Genomic DNA, 15,936 nt, shown 5'->3' with positions numbered 1-15,936 from the left:
GTTTCTGCTTAGTTATAGCAGATTACCGGAATTCCTGCGTACACCAGGTCATAAAGAGCTGCTGCCTTGGCCGGCGGCAGATTGACACAGCCATGGCTTCCGCTGGTCTGATAAATTGCTCCGCCAAACTTACTGCGCCAGTTTGCATCGTGAAAACCGATTCCGCCATTGAACGGCATCCAGTACGATACCGGCGTTTCATATTCATACTTGCCGTCTGCCTTCTTCTGACCGCGCAGGATGCGGTCACGCTGCTTGTAGGTAAGGCTGTAAAGTCCCGGCGGCGTTGTGTAATTCTTGGAGACATTTCCGGTCACACAAGGCGCATCCCAGACTACGGCGCCATCCTTTATCATATAGACATGCTGCGCAGTAAGATCTGTCTCCACATAGGTACTGCCCCACTCTGCCGCACTGCGGTCCACTGCCCTGGAAGCATAGACAGGTTCCCGGCTCTGGGACTGGGCGGCGCGGATTACATCTGCAAGGGCCTGCGCCTCTCCTGCCTGGTCAATCTTCCAGCCAAACGGGCCTGTCACGCTGACATCCCGTCCAGTAGCAGTGTGAAAGGTACGTGCAGTTCCGGCCGTATCGTACTTCGATGCCAGAGTCTGTACATAGGCATTCACCTGATCCATATTCAGCTGGATCTGCCCTTCTGCGCTTCCTGTGATCCAGGAGCAGATGGTTGCAGGATCCAGTACCTCGCTCTGCCCGCCAAAGGTGTATGTAACCGTCATCTCGCGGCACCGGTTCATGGTATCGCAAAGATTTTTTAAGGTTTCATCGTCTTTTGTCACAGACGGCGCATAATAACAGCCGGCTGCTTCGAGATCCACCTCAGTCTCTCCTCTTGCTGCCGCATCCCGGATAACCTGCGCGGTCTTTTCCCGGTCTACGTTATTTCCCCGCACTTCCGGAACAATGGTAAAGGGCTGGCCTTCCTGATAACCGGAGACATAGGCATCTGCCGTTGTGACAATACTGCTTCCGCCAATCGCATTCAGACTTCCGATCTTTGCATCCAGCGCCGCGCTGTCAAAACTGCCGGTCATGTCCGCGCGGTGCTTATTGTCCGCATCCGGTCCGGAAATCCGTCCGGATGCATTCTGCTGATCCAGGATCTGCTGCAGGCAGCCCTCCGGCAGACCCACGGAATACCCGATCTCCGGTCCGGAGATCACTTCTGTTTTTCCGCCTTTTTCCTTTATGGTAAGCTTATAATCACTGGCGTAAAAATCTGCAATATGCTGAGTGGCCTGCTCTACCGTCATATTGCTGATGCCAAGCCCGTTTACCGACGTTCCGGCCACAAAGGTTGTTTCATCTGCATAGGCTGTGCAGGACAGGGCAAGCGCAAAGCCTGCGGCAAGCACCATACGTTTCACATTCCGACTCCAGCTTTTTTTCATAATTTCATCCTCCTGACACGCGTTCTGCGTATCTTCCATTGCGCCAGCCTCATTCAGGCCGGCAAAATCCATTTTCACAGCAATCGTAACTCCCATTATAGAGACAGTCAGAAAAACCGTCAAGCGTATGCGCCTGACGGTTTTCTTACGTTTTTAGTAAAAAAGCAAACCTTATGCTTCTTCGCTGTTTTTCTTTTCTGCTGCCTGCCGCTGAAGAGCTGCGGATGCTGCGGCTGCAATAGCCTGGTCTGCGGCTGCCTGTGCTCTTGCTGCCGGATCCTGCGGAGCCGGAGCCGGACGGTTTACCGCAAGCGGAAGGTTCACACCCATAATGTTGAGCACCACGCCCTTTGCTTCTCTGTCCAGTACCTTCGGCAGCTGTGCCGCATCTACAATGACCGGCTTAAATGCCTTATTACGGTTGAACCGGCTGAATTCCACTGCATCAGTGAATACCAGCTGATATTTGTCTCCGGTATTCAGCTTAACCAGCGGAGTTCCCTTGCCATCCTGCTGAAGCGCAAAGATAAATCTGCTCTTCATAAAATCAGCTGCCATCTCCTCCTGGAGCTGCGCCATGCGCTTCTCATCCTGAACCTCTTTCGGTCTGCGCACTTCCTGCGCAAAATACAGGGCTGTCAGATGAAGCTGCGGATTTTCGATCCACTGCTTACCTTCTTCCAGCTGCGGATCTTCTCTGCGCTTTGCGAATTCATCAATCTGGATCAGATCAACCTTATCCTCATAATGGATTTCCAGTGCATTGACTCCCATAGTATAAAGGTTGGTAAAGAACAACAGCATATGGCCGGAAAGAATCTTTGCTGCTCCAACCGGAATCTTCTCTTCCTTCAGTGCCTCTGCCTTAGCCTTGGCAGCCTCTTCCTCCATATATACAAACACTTTATCATCGTAGGTTTCTTTATCACATTCTACATACGGTTCCTTTGTAAATCCAGATATCAGCACATATACTGCACCCTCTGCATCTTTCATCTGCGCCAGCAGTCTGTCTTTTCCTTCACTCATGATATGCTCCTGTCTGCGGTTTCACATGGTCGTTTCTGCGATCCGCCTGTCTTTTCCCGTGAACCTCTTTCCTGCTGCTTCACGGTCTGCACCTAATTATACAGGCTTTTCCCCTCTTTTTCAACCAATGTTTTCCGTCCGGCATTCACTGTTTTTTGTCCGGCACACGGAATCAGGACCAGTTCATCCGGCCATAGCGCAGAGTCATGCTGCGGATTTCCTGCTTTAAGCCTTCTGTCAGGTCAGACTCTGCCAGACGCCATTTCCAGTTGGTTCCCACCGTGGAGGGCTTGTTGATCCGGCTCCGGTTGTCCAGCCCCATATAATCCTGCATCGGGATCACACAGAGAGCTGACCTGCTGCGGAGGATCAGGCCGATCAGGGATTTTCCAAGCTTCGACTGCGGAGTATACTGGTCGCAGAGATAATCCCGTACCATCTTCTGTTCTTCCGGAGTAATACTCTTCCACCAGCCGGCCAGGGTCTCATTGTCATGAGTTCCCGTGTAGGCTACGGAATTTTCTGTATAGTTGTGCGGCAGATAGTCGTTGGCACAGCCGGAATCCCTGGAATCAAACGCAAATTCCAGCACCTTCATGCCCGGAAAACCGCTTTCCTGCACCAGACGGCGCACCGAATCCGTCACATACCCAAGATCCTCGGCAATGACCTGCTTCCAGCCAAGAGCCTGCTCCACTTTCCGGAACAAATCAATGCCCGGTCCCTTTTCCCAGTGTCCGTTCACGGCAGAATTTTCACCGTAAGGAATGGAATAATACTCGTCAAAGCCGCGGAAATGATCGATGCGCACGACATCGTAAAGCCGGAAACAATGGGCCAGTCTTGAGATCCACCACTGATATCCGGTCTCGCGGTGATAGTCCCAGCGGTACAGCGGATTTCCCCAGAGCTGTCCGTCTGCGGAGAAACCATCCGGCGGACAGCCGGCTACCGCAAGGGGCACATTGTCTCTATCTAACTGAAACAGCTCCGGATGCGCCCAGGCATCCGCGCTGTCCATGGATACATAGATCGGAATATCTCCGATCAGCTGGATGCCCCGCTCATTGGCATAGGTTTTCAGCTGGTTCCACTGGCGGTAAAACTGGTACTGCAGATACTGCTGGAATTCAATATCGAAGTACAGCTCCCTGCGGTAATAATCCATGGCATTGCCCCAGCGCAGTCGGATATCCTCCGCCCACCTGGTCCACGCTGCCCCGTCAAAACGGTCCTTGACTGCCATGAAAAGAGCATAATCCGAAAGCCACCAGTTATTTTCGGCAACAAAGTTCCGGTAATCCTGATTTTCGTGGATACAGCTGCGCTCATAGGCTTTCCGAAGCAGCGGATAACGGCCAAGATAAAGCTTTTCATAGTCGATATCCCGGTCTTTCCTGCCAAAATCTACCGCATCGCATTCTTCTTCGGTCAGAACACCTTCCTCGATCAGTGCTTCCAGACTGATGAAGTAGGGATTGCCCGCAAACGTTGAGAAAGACTGATACGGAGAATCTCCGTAGCTGGTTGGTCCCAGCGGAAGGATCTGCCAGTAGCTCTGTCCGGCCTCCTTCAGCCAGTCCACAAATTCATAAGCACTTTTCGAAAAACATCCGATGCCGTATTTGGACGGCAGACTGCTGAGCGGCAGTAAAATTCCTGCTGATCTGTTCATATGTTCAATACTCCCTTATTGTTTTATCATAACACCAAAATGATCGGATACCACCGGATACAGCGTTCCGTTGCAGATCACTCTGCTGGAACGGATCCGGACCGGATTCCGGCTGAAAATATAATCCAGACGGCAGCTCTCCCCCTCTGTCATCTTATCTCTCCAGCCATCGATCACATGATCCACGGTCGCGCCGTCATCCTTCTTTTCTGCCAGTAAATAGCTGTCCAGCCATCCGGTCTTTCTGATGCAGTCATATCCCTCACCGGACACCGCGGACGGGCTGTTAAAATCTCCCAGAAGCCAGACATTTTTCCCGCGTTCCAGCCTGCCCTTTTCCAGCAGGCAGCGGTTTAGCTGTTCCCACTGTCCTGTGAACGGATCTTCTACATCATCCCACCATCCCATATGAACGGTGTAAAACCAGATATCCGGATCTGCCTCCGTAGAGATGCCAAGCGTCTTTCTGGTCTTCCAGTAATGATAGTCAGAGGAACGGCTGATCTGAAGCTGGTCCGTATCCGCGATGGGCGATAAGCTGAAGACAGCCATGCCTTCATCGTAACGGTCATAGCCCAGCTTTGCCGAGATCCAGGCCCAGGAATAGGAAAGCCCGGAATCCTTTAAAAGCTCTGCAAGCCTTCCCGCATGATTTCCTCTCCGCACAGGAAGCAAAAAGCCACGACAGCGCACAAATCCCGGCAGCTCCTCATCCGGCCAGATTTCCTCACAAGCCAGCTGATTTACCTCCTGCAGGGCCAGAATATCCGGTTTTTCTTTCCGGACCATCTCTGCAAATGCATGCAGTTTTTCCTCGTAATGTTCCTCAATGAGACTATGTGTATTCAATGTGATCAGTTTCATGTTCTGTCCCCTTTTTTCTGCCGCACAGGATTTCCAGGGATCGTCTGCAGCTGTTTTATTACAGGATATCGTTGATATCGGATTTCAGTACATCAGCCTTCGGTCCGTAAACAGCCTGGATTCCCTGATCTTTTTTGATCAGTCCCAGCGCCCCTTCTGACTTCCACTCCGGAAGCTCTGCCACTTTGGAAATATCTTTAACCGTAACGCGAAGGCGTGTCATGCAGGCATCTACCAGCACAATATTCTCTCTTCCCCCAAGCAGCGCGATGATGCGTTCTGCCTGGCTGTTTCCATTCCTGCCTGCTGCACTGTGGTCTGTCGTCTGTGCTCCATCCTCCGGCGCTGTCTCATCAGTATAATTGCCAAGGCGTCCCGGAGTTGCAAAACGGAATTTTCCGATCATGGCATACGCAACCACATAGCCGATTATGAAAAATACCACCACGCAGATCACAAAGTTGATGAGATCGCCACCCAGACCTGCTTTTAAAGACATCGGAATACGGGTGATGAATTCCAGGTTTCCAAAGGAATGGAGACGCAGGTGGATCACACCGGCCATGGCAAAGGCACAGCCCTGCAGTACGGCGTAAACCACGTAGAGCGGCAGTGCGCAGAACATAAACATAAACTCCAGCGGTTCCGTTACACCGGTCAGGGACACGGCCAGAACAGTAGAAACAAACATGGAACGGTAATTCTGACGCTTGTCGGCATCAACACGACGGTACATGGCCAGAGCGATACCAAGCAGCAGTCCTGTAGCTCCGATCATCTGGCCTACCTTGAACCGGGCCGGTGTTACCGTGGTAAGAAGCTGCGTGTAGGCATCCATATCGCCCGCATTCTTAAAGTTGATCAGGTCTGTTGCCCATGCCAGCCACAGCAGATCCTGGCCAAATACCTGGCTTCCTGCGTTCACACCGGTAGCAATGGTGTAGGTGCCGCCAAAGGAGGTATAGTTCATCGGAATGGTCAGCATATGATGCAGACCAAATGGCAGCAGCAGACGCTCCAGCGTTCCGTAGATGAATGATGCCAGGATCGGAGATGTGGAGGAAGAATTCGCGATCCACACACCAAAGGCATTGATTCCGGACTGTACAACCGGCCATACCAGCGCCAGGATCAGGGAAATGATCACAGACCAGGCAATGCAGACCATCGGCACAAACCGTTTACCGTTAAAGAATGCCAGGGCATCTGGCAGCTTTCGGAAATTATAATAACGGTTATAGATCACACCTCCGGCAAAACCGGAAATGATTCCCACAAACACACCCATATTCAGAGCCGGAGCGCCAAGCACAGAGGTAAAATATCCATTTACCAGAATTTCCTGACCAAACAATGTGTGGGTCACGGCCTCCGGATCACTGAGCATGGCTGAGGTCACCCCGAAAATGGAACCGGTGATCTGGTTGATCAGGATAAAGGTGATGATTGCCGCGAACGCGCCGCCTGCCCGTTCCTTGGCCCAGGAACCGCCAATTGCTACCGCAAACAGAATATGAAGATTATTGATCACGGCCCAGCCGATATTCTCCATCGTACTGCCAACCGTCATCAGCACAGACATATCTGCTCCCGCCATCTGAACCAGCTTTCCAAGGCTGATCATAAGACCTGCTGCCGGCATGACCGCAATGACCGTCATCAGCACCTTGCCAAGCTTCTGAAGAAAATCAAAGTTAAAATTCAGATGCGGCTTTTTGTCCGGTTTCCCATCAGCGCCCACCGCTGCTTTTTCTGTGTTGTCTGCGGTCGCCTCTGTGACCTCTGACAGCTCCATCAGTACCGTTTTACCGGCCTGAACCGGACCTGCTGCAGCGTTTAACTGCTGCCCCTGAAAACCGCCGCATACCAGAACCGGTGTGATCGGATTGATCCCGCGTTCCTTTAAATAAGCCAGATCCACCTCGGCCAGAAGGTCCCCGGCCTTGACCTTGTCACCTGGCTTTACAAAAACCTGAAAGCATTCCCCATTTAAATGTACCGTCTCCAGACCCACATGGATCAAAAGCTCCAGGCCTTCTGCCGTACGCAGGCCATACGCATGCTTTGTGTCCGCCACGGAAATGATCTCGCCGTCCACCGGACTGAGCAGTTTTCCCTCGGACGGGATCACTGCCATGCCATCCCCAACAATTTTCTGGGAAAATACCGGATCCGGAACCTCGCCAAGTCCCACAGCCTCTCCTGTCATCGGAGAAAGAATCTTGCTGCACTTCATTAAAATATCCCCCTCATGTTTTTTTCTGACCGGTCCTGCGCTCTGTGCTGTCCTGTTTGCAAGATTGTTTGCGCAACTAATGCAACCGTTTGCATTAACTATAATTGTTTTGCACAGTGATTGCAATCTATTTTTTGTTTTTGGCGTGCTTTCTCCACTTTTCACAACTTTTCAGCGCCGTTTTTGTGCGTATTGTCCATGCATCATCAAGCAAAATTCTATGCAATTTTTGCATGAATTTGCGCACTGACATTGACTTTTTTTCCGCAATCCCGTAAAATTAAGAAAAAACAGACGAACCATCCGGTTCCATATTTTATAAAAGTAGAAAGGAAGCTGGAATCATGTCCGTGACAATCAAGGATGTAGCCGCACTGGCTGGTGTATCTGCCTCTACGGTTTCCCGCACCTGTAAAAACAGTCCTTCCATCAGCGAAGAAACAAAACGCAAAGTAAGAAATGCCATGAAGGAGCTGGGCTATGAACCAAATTTCCAGGCCAGCAATCTGGCCTCCCGAAACACACGCACCATCGGCATTATCCTTCCGGTATCTGCCCGTGAGGTCTATGAAAACTCCTTTTATCTGGAAGCGATCCGCGGCATCAGCCAGGTCTGCAACCAGCAGCATTATATCAGCACCATCGTAACCGGTCAGGATGAGGATGAAGTGTTGGATGCTGTCCGGTCCATGTCCCGCATCGGGCAGGCAGACGGCTTTATTCTGCTCTATTCCAGGCAGAATGATCCCGTGATCGAATATCTGCACCGGGAAAAACTCCCCTATGTTCTGATCGGGAAAGCCTGTCAGTACGCCAACCAGACCATTTACATTGATAATGATAATCTGCTGGCAGGAGATGAGGCGACCGAATACCTTTACCAGCTCGGACACCGGAAAATCGCCTACCTTGGCGTAGATAACAGTCTCGTTTTTTCGGCCGACCGCCGAAACGGCTACCAGCTGGCACTGACCCGCCATGGCATTGTGCCAAAACCGGAATACTGCGTAGAGCTCCCCTCCATTACTGCCGGGGAAGACACACCGGTACATGCGCTGCTCCGGTCTGCCAGCCGGCCGACTGCCATTGTTGTCAGCGATGATATCCTTGCACTGACCCTGGAGCGCATCTGCATGGAGACCGGACTTTCAATCCCGGCTGATCTTTCCATTCTCTCTTTTAATAATTCACTGTTTGCGCGGCTCACCTCGCCCCAACTGACTTCCATCGACATTAACTCCTGCCAGCTTGGCATGGAAGCCGCCGCACAGATGATCAGCCATATTGAAAACCCGGGGCTTCCTGCCACCAAAATCCTGGTACCGCACCAGCTGATCGAACGGGACAGCTGTGCGCGTCCTGCATCACATGAGTAAACATAAGGGAATTTACCAATGAGTATGAATCGAAGAAGTGACATTGATATTGCCAAGGGCTTCGCCCTGTTTCTGGTGGTGCTGGGCCACGTTGTGACCATGCACCACACCATATTCCGGTGGATTTACGCATTCCACATGCCAGCCTTTTTCTTTCTCTCCGGCATGACCTTCCGTCCGGAAAAATATCCATCCTGTCTGGATTACATAAAAAAGAGAGGGCGGACACTCATCCTTCCCTATTTTGCGATCACCCTGACTGCGTTGGCTGTCTGCACCATCCGGCCCTATTATCATCAGGCTATCAGCGAATACGGATGGAAGCACATTCTGAAATGGATTTTCTATTATGGGCAGCCCCAACAGATCTACACCGGCCAGCTGTGGTTTTTGCCGGCACTGTTTTTCGCTGGTCTTTATACACTGGTCTGGCTGCGTATTTTTGATCAGAAACATATCGTCACCCGCTGTTATGCCCTGACTGCCCTGATGCTGGCCGGAACCTGCATCCGCCTTGCAGATCCTCTGATCCCGGTCATGGAACGGCTTCCATGGAAACTGGATTCTGCCCTTTGTGCAGCTGTATTTCTGATTGCCGGATACTATACAAACCGGACAAAACTTCTGGAAAAGATGATGCCATACACCGGATTTCTGATCCCGTTTTTCGTGGTCTTAAGCTTCTTTTTCGGCCCGAAGCTCAGCGAATATGTAAACTTATGCGACTGTCGTTACACCGCACCGCCTTACTATTTTGGTGCTGCCTTTTCCGGTATTTTCGCGCTGCTTCTTACTGCAAAGCTGGCTTCACTTCCGGCTATATCAAACAGTGCATTTTCCCGTTTCTGGCAGTTTTGCGGCCGCCGCTCCATGCTTCTTTTTTCCATTCAAAGCTTTGCCCTGTACTTCTTTGTAGAGCTCATTCTTCGCACCACCGGCGTGGAATTAAAACCAATGGAATGGATGCCGACCCGGCTTTCCACCTTCGCCCTGACTGCAGCCACATTCGGTCTGATCTGCCTGATCGGCTGGCCCTGGGACTGCTATAAGCGCAAAAGGGCAGGCACCTGATTTTTCCAGGTACCTGCCCTTGTTTTTCTGTCACATACTCTATACCGTAATACTTTTCAGTGATTTTTTCAGCTGTGTGATTTCTTTTTCCAGAGCAGCTTTTTTCTTTTGATCTGCCTCAAATTCTGCCATCTCTCCGGTCTGGGTCTCCTCACCTGCAAAGCTCAGAAAGCCCTGGGTAAATACCGACGGATATTTGAATTTCTTATCCGCTTTTTCAAAATGCACCAGCAGGGTTCCGTTATCATTTGACTGGACTACACCGACACCATAAGTCTTATGGCGTACCTGCTTTCCCACAACATCCGGCAGACTGACCGGCTTGTCCTGCAATTCTTTCAGGCGTTTCTCCTTTAATGCGATCTCCTGGGCCAGCTTCTCCTGAGCAGCCTTGGCTTCTGCTGTCTTTGTACGCTCCCGGGATGGGACCTTACGGATATCCATACCTGCATAATAACGGTACAGGCTTGCGCAGTCCATGATATCGTAAACCAGAATATGAAGCTGATCCTCGTAACCATCCAGCTCTTCTTCAAACAGCCCACTGTAAAGACCAGTCAGCTCCTCATTCTCACGAATCGCGTCGAGAAGCTCATCACACATCTGGTAATAGCTGGCCAGCGAGAAATTCTTGCTGCTGAAATCACCGTCATACTCAGCACAGGCAGCCCAGCCTGCAGCGGAAACTGCGTCAAATATATAGTTTTCCTCCGGCTTCCACAGATTCAGGTAATAGATCACATGATCCCGGGTCTGTAAATATTTTTTCGTTCCGCGCTCGTAGTAACGAACCCGTTCATTGATCTTGTCTGCAAAGAACTCTGCACGGTCCTGGCGTTTCTGAAGATCACTGCCGTCATCACTGAATAAAAAACGGAAGCACTCACGCACATATTCAACCTCAGCTTCCCGGGCAAGAAGCATCCGAAGTCCTGCTACCGGCTGCATGGCAGCATCATCCAGAAGATTGCCGGCCTCCCGCATGGCTTTTTCAAACATACCGGCAAAGTCTGCCGCATCCAGATTCCAAAACCGCTTAAAGCAGCCCACAGCACGCCATTTGTAGACCTGATCACTGTCATCTGCCTGCTCAAGTCCGGCCAGACGTCCCATGTACTGTTCTAATACTGTTTCAAAATTCTTCCTGTTCATATTCCTCACCTGTTCATTAGATTTGCAGTTTGATTTCCAGTTTCTGCATATTATTCTTATTGGATTCTCATTATATAGCAGAGATTATTCTCATTCAAGACTTGACATCTCTTTCACAATGTGCCTAACGCCAAAGAGATAGAATTTTATCTGTGAGCCACGCTCTCCCGGTAATAACAGTTTCCGCTGCATCCTTTTGAGAACAGGGTCTGCTTCATTATTTTCTGATACATTTCTTCTGAATCATACTGCTTCAGAATTTTCAGGGCTTTTCGCAGATTTCTGATATCGCGCTCCATGAAATCCGTATAATTTCCACGGCCAACTAATTTTAAATGGGTAATCCCTGCCCTCTGAAGCTGATACAGGGCGCAGAGTCCGCAGCCGGTGGCACCGCAGAGGTAGCCCTCCTCATCGTAGGGCAGTCGCTCCGGAATCTCTTCGGTAAACCGTTTCTGTTTTCCAGGGCAATCCGCCTCCTGTCCCAGACGATAGGGCACCCGACACAGATATCCAAGCTCATCACAATGCAGGGAATTGCAGAATGCACCGCTGAAATGACAGAGCTCATTCATCACAAAGGCTTCATATTCGGTTATCACCCTCTCGCGTTTTCCCGCCTTATCTCCTGGATTCTTTCCATGCTTTACCACACTTTCCATATCAGAAAAACTATTCTTCCGGTGAAAGATCAGGCGCTGAACCGGATACTTTCGAAAGACAGAAAGCATTCGGCTGTTCACCTCACAGATTTCACCGCTCAGGTGAATCTCACAGATTATTTTCTGCTCATTCAGATACTCCATCAATGCCGGATCTGCCAGAATAAAGCTGGTAAATCCCAGGCTCATGCATCTGCGGATGATATCTGCGATTTCCGGGTACTGCTCCGGAATATAATACAATGCATTGAAGGTCAGATGCACAGGTTTGTCATATTTTCGGATCATTCCTGCCAGGATTTCCAGCTCAGAAAGGGAGCCAAGCTGTACATTGCTGCAAAAAACCTCCCGTCGGTTCAAAGGCAGGACTGTCCCATATTTTTTATTCCATTCATAAGGCACATACCCTGCAAAAAATTCATCTGCACCTGCTTTGCAAAAACGGATATATTCATCCACAGAGCCAAGACCCGCTACAATTTTCATTCTTACATCCAACATGGTAGCACCAGCCTTTTTACTTGATTTTCCCTGCAAAATTCCTTTGTCTTTTCTGCATCATATGGTGCGATCCCGGTGCGCATGAGAATCTCAGGATCCTTTCCAAACAAAGAATTATAACGCCCCACCATATCCAGATGGCGCGGATACAGATAGGTCTGCCATTCACATCTCCGGTCGCAGCCGGTCACAAGCTGCTGCCTGCCCCGGTCCCCGAACACACTCCCCGCATACAACGTGCAGTATTGCGAGGTATTCGTCTGGTAAAACGGCAGATGCAGATGATGTTCCACACTCCGGCCGGCAGCCGGTTCCGGGAATTTCTGCGCATAGCCGCAGCTTTCCCACTCAAAACACCGGATACCAAATTCCTGCTCCAGATACTCCAGGTAAAACTTCGCATTGAGATTGTTTTCCTGCAAAAGCTTTACATTGCCCTTTTTATATGCCATACGCGGATCTTTTTTCCGCTTGTTTAACAATCTTCCATAGCATGGGATCAGCTCCGGAAAATCACTTTTCAGCATGTCTGCCATTGCCCAGTCATTGATCTCAATTTCCAGTTTTCTGTTCTCTTTCCGGCACCACTGCCCCAGTTTTTTCAACAGTTCCTCCGTCTGTACCAGCTGATATTCTCGCACATAAGAAAAGGTAAAAGTGACCTGCAGTAACTCCTTTTCTGCCTTTTCAAGCAACGCAAAAAGCTGTTCTGTTTCCGGAAAAAGCAGGTGGCAGAAGGCATTCCCAATATAAAACCGATTCACATTCCTGCCCTGAAGCCAGTCCCGAAAAACCGGATAACGTTCCTGATAGTCTTCCAGAAATTCTTCTGTACTCTTCTGTAAAAACAGTGTGTATGCCCGCGGATGATCCAGTTCCAGCGCAAATTCTGGTTTTGCCTGCCGTTTTTCCGGGCGTGCTCCAATTTTCCCCATCCCGCTTTCTTCCAGACTTGTTTCCATTGGTTCTATCCGGCCATCACACTCACAGTTCCCAGCTTCATCAGGCACTCTCTTTGTTTCGGTCCCGAACCACTCCCCCATCTGCTCCTGGAAGGAATCCGCAAATACCTCATCTTCTCTCGCCGGATATCCGGTCATCTGCCCGGCCAGGCCGCTGTCATCTTCCTCCAGTTTTAAGCGGATATAGCGGTCATACTGGCCGAACAGCATTCGCACCGCCTGACGGTAATCCTCCTGCTGCACAGCCACCGCATAGCTGCAAAAAAAATCCGTTTGCGTTTCAACTTTCCAGGCATCCGGCGTCACCGCAATTTCCTGATACCGGCTCTGTTTCATATTATAAAAACAAAGCCGCAGACTTTCCTGCAGTTTCAAAATTTCTGATGCAACACTCACGCGAAAACAGAAGCCTTCCTCTGCCAGCTTTGTAATCCGCACCTCTTTTTCACCGTAAAAACCTGCCAGAAGGCCGAAGGGAATCATCTCCACCGCACTGTTTATCCAATCCCAGGTTATATTTCTTTCCATTTTCCAAATGCCTCCGGCCCAAATTTCTCGTAGCGTTGTCACCCGGTTTCCCCGTCGTTCGCCAGAAGTATGCTTCTGGCTCTCTTGCACTCGTTCCATTATAACAAAATCTGAATGAGATTTATATGCTAATTTCTATTTGCTTTTTTGATGAAAATACCGTATTGTAAAAAAAACAACAGGAGGATCTGAGTTATGGCAAAAATTGATCACGCGGCTGTCCGCACCACCGCCTACGAGGACGCCCAGAAATTTTTTGAAGATGTATTTGAGATGCATATGTGGAGAGAAATTGGTGAGAAGCCAGCCCGCAAATGCTGGTACAAAGAAGGAATCCAGCTCTGCGAAGCGGAAACTATCAACACAGACGGGCAGAACGGCTACGACCATATTTCCATTGCGGTAGACTCTGTGGAAGAAACTATGGAAAAGATCAAAGCATACCCAGCTACGCCAATCAACGATCACTGGTTTTCCCTTCCGAACGGAACCAGAATTGAACTAAAGCTACTGGAAAACTGGAAACTGAATGATTAAGGACGGGTATGAAACAGGGCCTGGGAACCGCTGTTTTTATGAAAACAACTGAATATCGTATACGATATGTTTGACTCGATTTTTGTGAAATGGTATCATCAAGGTAAGAAAAAGAGAAATTGCGGAGAATTTCCGCATTGAATCAAACAGGGGGAACACATATGCAGCGGGACAGTGCACAGGAACAATATGACAAAATGACAAAAACACCGGTTCACCAGCTGGTTCTGCGGCTGGGGCTTCCCACCACCGTCAGCATGCTGGTGACCAGCATCTACAACATGGCAGACACCTTTTTTGTCAGCCAGCTTGGAACCAGCGTCAGCGGCGCGACCGGCGTGGTATTTGCACTGATGGCCATCATCAACGCCTTCGGATTCATGTTCGGACATGGCGCAGGAAGCAATATCAGCCGGAAGCTTGGCGCTCATGATGTGGAAAGTGCCCGCGTGTTTGCGTCTACCAGCTTTTTTCTGTCACTGCTGGCCGGATCTGCCATCGGTGTGCTTGGTTTTTTATTCCATGCCCCCTTCATGCGGCTTTTAGGCAGTACGGACTCCATTCTGCCCTATGCCATCGAATACAGCACGTGGATTCTTATCGCGGCTCCCGCCATGGCCTCCAGCTGCGTGATGAATAACATTCTCCGCTATGAAGGCAAGGCATTCTTTGCCATGCTGGGACTTGCTTCCGGCGGCATCCTCAATATATTCGGGGATATGCTTCTGATCTTCGGGCTGGATCTGGGCGTGCGGGGCGCAGGTATCTCCACCGCCGTCTCCCAGTATATCAGCATGGCCATCCTCATCAGTCCGTTTCTCAGAAGGAAAGTGCAAAGCCGCATCCACATCCGCTATGTGACCCGCAGCTTTGACGATATCAAAAATATCATTGCCACCGGTTTTCCGAGCCTCATGCGTCAGGGACTTAACAGCATTTCTGTGATGATCTTAAACCTGTGCTCCGCTCCGTATGGCGATGCAGCCATCGCGGCCATGAGCATTGTAACCCGCATCATCATGTTCCTGTTCTGCATTGCACTCGGTATCGGACAGGGCTTCCAGCCGGTCAGCGCATTCAACTACGGTGCAAAAAAATACAGCCGCGTGCGGGAGGCCTTCTGGTTCAGCATCCAGAGCAGCCTGATCGTCATGAGCATTTCAGCACTGATCGGTATCGTATTCTCTGCTCCCATCGTGCGTATGTTCCGTGATGACCCGACCGTTATCAGTATCGGCGTCACTGCTCTGCGCATCCAGTGCTTCGCCCTGTTCTGTATGCCCTTCTCCCTGTGTGGAAATATGATGTTCCAGAGTATCGGACAGAACGGAAAAGCTACGTTTCTCTCCATGATCCGCAGCGGACTGGTCTTTATCCCGGTTCTGTGGATCCTCAGCCAGACAATAGGCCTTCTTGGCATCCAGATGTCCCAGACCATCGCCGACGCAGTTGCTGCCGCCATCACAATCCCTATGGTAGTAAAATTCTTCCGCGCAATGCCGGAAGATACAGCAGACACGCAATAAAAATATTGAGACGGAACCACTAAAAGGTCCGAAGTTCCGGAAACCGCGTACAGAAACGCAGAAACATTGGAATTTTGCGCTTTGTTCACTGCGCCGCCTATTGTCAGACCTGCGACCCAAACTCGCACGCGCTGCGTGCTCAAACAAGGGTCTCCGGTCTGACGCTATGCTCGCTCACAAAGCAAATTCCAATGTTTCTGCTTATTCTGTACGCGGTTTCCGGAACTTCTACCTTATTGGCTCCGTTACGATAATTAAAACCGTGCAACCATAAGGATACTGACCAAGGTGGCAGTTACGTGCCGGCAGAGCCTCTTTGGATTGCTTGATTAGCCCATACCTGGAGAAAACGGACACGTCAAGGTCGCGTGAGCGCTTGTTATAACCTTGATATGTCCGTTTTTT

12 protein-coding genes are annotated in these 15,936 nt (G+C 50.2%); 4 read left to right on the top strand and 8 right to left on the bottom strand.

Annotation, left to right across the window (positions count from 1 at the left end):
• Positions 1-8 precede the first annotated feature (8 nt).
• The 5 genes from DW819_RS14460 to DW819_RS14440 form a co-directional block, all read right to left on the bottom strand.
• Positions 9-1,412 carry a L,D-transpeptidase family protein gene (locus DW819_RS14460; protein ID WP_118733851.1) on the bottom strand — a complete coding sequence of 468 codons (1,404 nt, stop codon included), beginning with the start codon at positions 1,410-1,412 and terminating at the stop codon, positions 9-11.
• Positions 1,413-1,583: 171 nt separating this feature from the next.
• Positions 1,584-2,441: an SseB family protein gene (locus DW819_RS14455; RefSeq protein ID WP_118733836.1), complete on the bottom strand. Its 858-nt coding sequence runs from the start codon at positions 2,439-2,441 to the stop codon at positions 1,584-1,586.
• 172 nt (positions 2,442-2,613) lie between these two features.
• Positions 2,614-4,116: a 4-alpha-glucanotransferase gene (gene malQ / locus DW819_RS14450; protein WP_118733835.1), complete on the bottom strand. Its 1,503-nt coding sequence runs from the start codon at positions 4,114-4,116 to the stop codon at positions 2,614-2,616.
• A 15-nt stretch (positions 4,117-4,131) separates the two neighbouring features.
• Positions 4,132-4,980, bottom strand: coding sequence for an endonuclease/exonuclease/phosphatase family protein (locus DW819_RS14445; RefSeq protein WP_118733834.1), 849 nt, complete (start codon positions 4,978-4,980; stop codon positions 4,132-4,134).
• 58 nt (positions 4,981-5,038) lie between these two features.
• Positions 5,039-7,216, bottom strand: a complete 2,178-nt coding sequence (locus DW819_RS14440; protein WP_118733833.1) for a PTS transporter subunit IIBC — start codon at positions 7,214-7,216, stop codon at positions 5,039-5,041.
• A gap of 344 nt (positions 7,217-7,560) precedes the next feature.
• On the opposite strand from DW819_RS14440, the gene DW819_RS14435 reads away from it, so the two are divergent.
• On the top strand, positions 7,561-8,592 hold the full coding sequence (locus DW819_RS14435; RefSeq protein ID WP_118733832.1) for a LacI family DNA-binding transcriptional regulator: 1,032 nt from the start codon (positions 7,561-7,563) through the stop codon (positions 8,590-8,592).
• An 18-nt stretch (positions 8,593-8,610) separates the two neighbouring features.
• Positions 8,611-9,663 carry an acyltransferase family protein gene (locus tag DW819_RS14430; protein WP_118733831.1) on the top strand — a complete coding sequence of 351 codons (1,053 nt, stop codon included), beginning with the start codon at positions 8,611-8,613 and terminating at the stop codon, positions 9,661-9,663.
• Between the two features lie 39 nt (positions 9,664-9,702).
• Here the strand turns inward: DW819_RS14430 and DW819_RS14425 are convergent, their stop codons facing one another.
• From DW819_RS14425 to DW819_RS14415, 3 genes are all read right to left on the bottom strand, one after another.
• The gene (locus tag DW819_RS14425) at positions 9,703-10,815 is read right to left on the bottom strand and encodes a hypothetical protein (protein WP_118733830.1); all 1,113 of its coding nucleotides are present in this window, start codon (positions 10,813-10,815) and stop codon (positions 9,703-9,705) included.
• A 146-nt stretch (positions 10,816-10,961) separates the two neighbouring features.
• A complete protein-coding gene (locus DW819_RS14420) occupies positions 10,962-11,963 on the bottom strand; it encodes a U32 family peptidase (RefSeq protein ID WP_118733829.1) in 1,002 nt (333 codons plus the stop codon).
• A gap of 2 nt (positions 11,964-11,965) precedes the next feature.
• Entirely contained in the window at positions 11,966-13,468 is a 1,503-nt protein-coding gene (locus DW819_RS14415; RefSeq protein ID WP_118733828.1) for a hypothetical protein, read from the bottom strand.
• A gap of 195 nt (positions 13,469-13,663) precedes the next feature.
• On the opposite strand from DW819_RS14415, the gene DW819_RS14410 reads away from it, so the two are divergent.
• Both DW819_RS14410 and DW819_RS14405 read left to right on the top strand, forming a co-directional pair.
• Positions 13,664-14,005: a VOC family protein gene (locus tag DW819_RS14410; protein WP_118733827.1), complete on the top strand. Its 342-nt coding sequence runs from the start codon at positions 13,664-13,666 to the stop codon at positions 14,003-14,005.
• A 161-nt stretch (positions 14,006-14,166) separates the two neighbouring features.
• Positions 14,167-15,531 (top strand): MATE family efflux transporter, encoded by a 1,365-nt coding sequence (locus tag DW819_RS14405; RefSeq protein WP_118733826.1) that lies wholly within the window; start codon positions 14,167-14,169, stop codon positions 15,529-15,531.
• Positions 15,532-15,936 lie beyond the last annotated feature (405 nt).

This window comes from Clostridium sp. AM33-3, from assembly GCF_003480315.1.
Lineage (GTDB): Bacteria > Bacillota > Clostridia > Lachnospirales > Lachnospiraceae > Brotaphodocola.
This window is presented reverse-complemented; position numbering and strand designations above follow the sequence as displayed.

Coding starts and splice junctions, on each gene's coding strand:
- DW819_RS14460 (WP_118733851.1), bottom strand. CDS start 1,412: ATGAAAAAAAGCTGGAGTCGGAATGTGAAACGTATGGTGCTTGCCGCA.
- DW819_RS14455 (WP_118733836.1), bottom strand. CDS start 2,441: ATGAGTGAAGGAAAAGACAGACTGCTGGCGCAGATGAAAGATGCAGAG.
- malQ (WP_118733835.1), bottom strand. CDS start 4,116: ATGAACAGATCAGCAGGAATTTTACTGCCGCTCAGCAGTCTGCCGTCC.
- DW819_RS14445 (WP_118733834.1), bottom strand. CDS start 4,980: ATGAAACTGATCACATTGAATACACATAGTCTCATTGAGGAACATTAC.
- DW819_RS14440 (WP_118733833.1), bottom strand. CDS start 7,216: ATGAAGTGCAGCAAGATTCTTTCTCCGATGACAGGAGAGGCTGTGGGA.
- DW819_RS14435 (WP_118733832.1), top strand. CDS start 7,561: ATGTCCGTGACAATCAAGGATGTAGCCGCACTGGCTGGTGTATCTGCC.
- DW819_RS14430 (WP_118733831.1), top strand. CDS start 8,611: ATGAGTATGAATCGAAGAAGTGACATTGATATTGCCAAGGGCTTCGCC.
- DW819_RS14425 (WP_118733830.1), bottom strand. CDS start 10,815: ATGAACAGGAAGAATTTTGAAACAGTATTAGAACAGTACATGGGACGT.
- DW819_RS14420 (WP_118733829.1), bottom strand. CDS start 11,963: ATGAAAATTGTAGCGGGTCTTGGCTCTGTGGATGAATATATCCGTTTT.
- DW819_RS14415 (WP_118733828.1), bottom strand. CDS start 13,468: ATGGAAAGAAATATAACCTGGGATTGGATAAACAGTGCGGTGGAGATG.
- DW819_RS14410 (WP_118733827.1), top strand. CDS start 13,664: ATGGCAAAAATTGATCACGCGGCTGTCCGCACCACCGCCTACGAGGAC.
- DW819_RS14405 (WP_118733826.1), top strand. CDS start 14,167: ATGCAGCGGGACAGTGCACAGGAACAATATGACAAAATGACAAAAACA.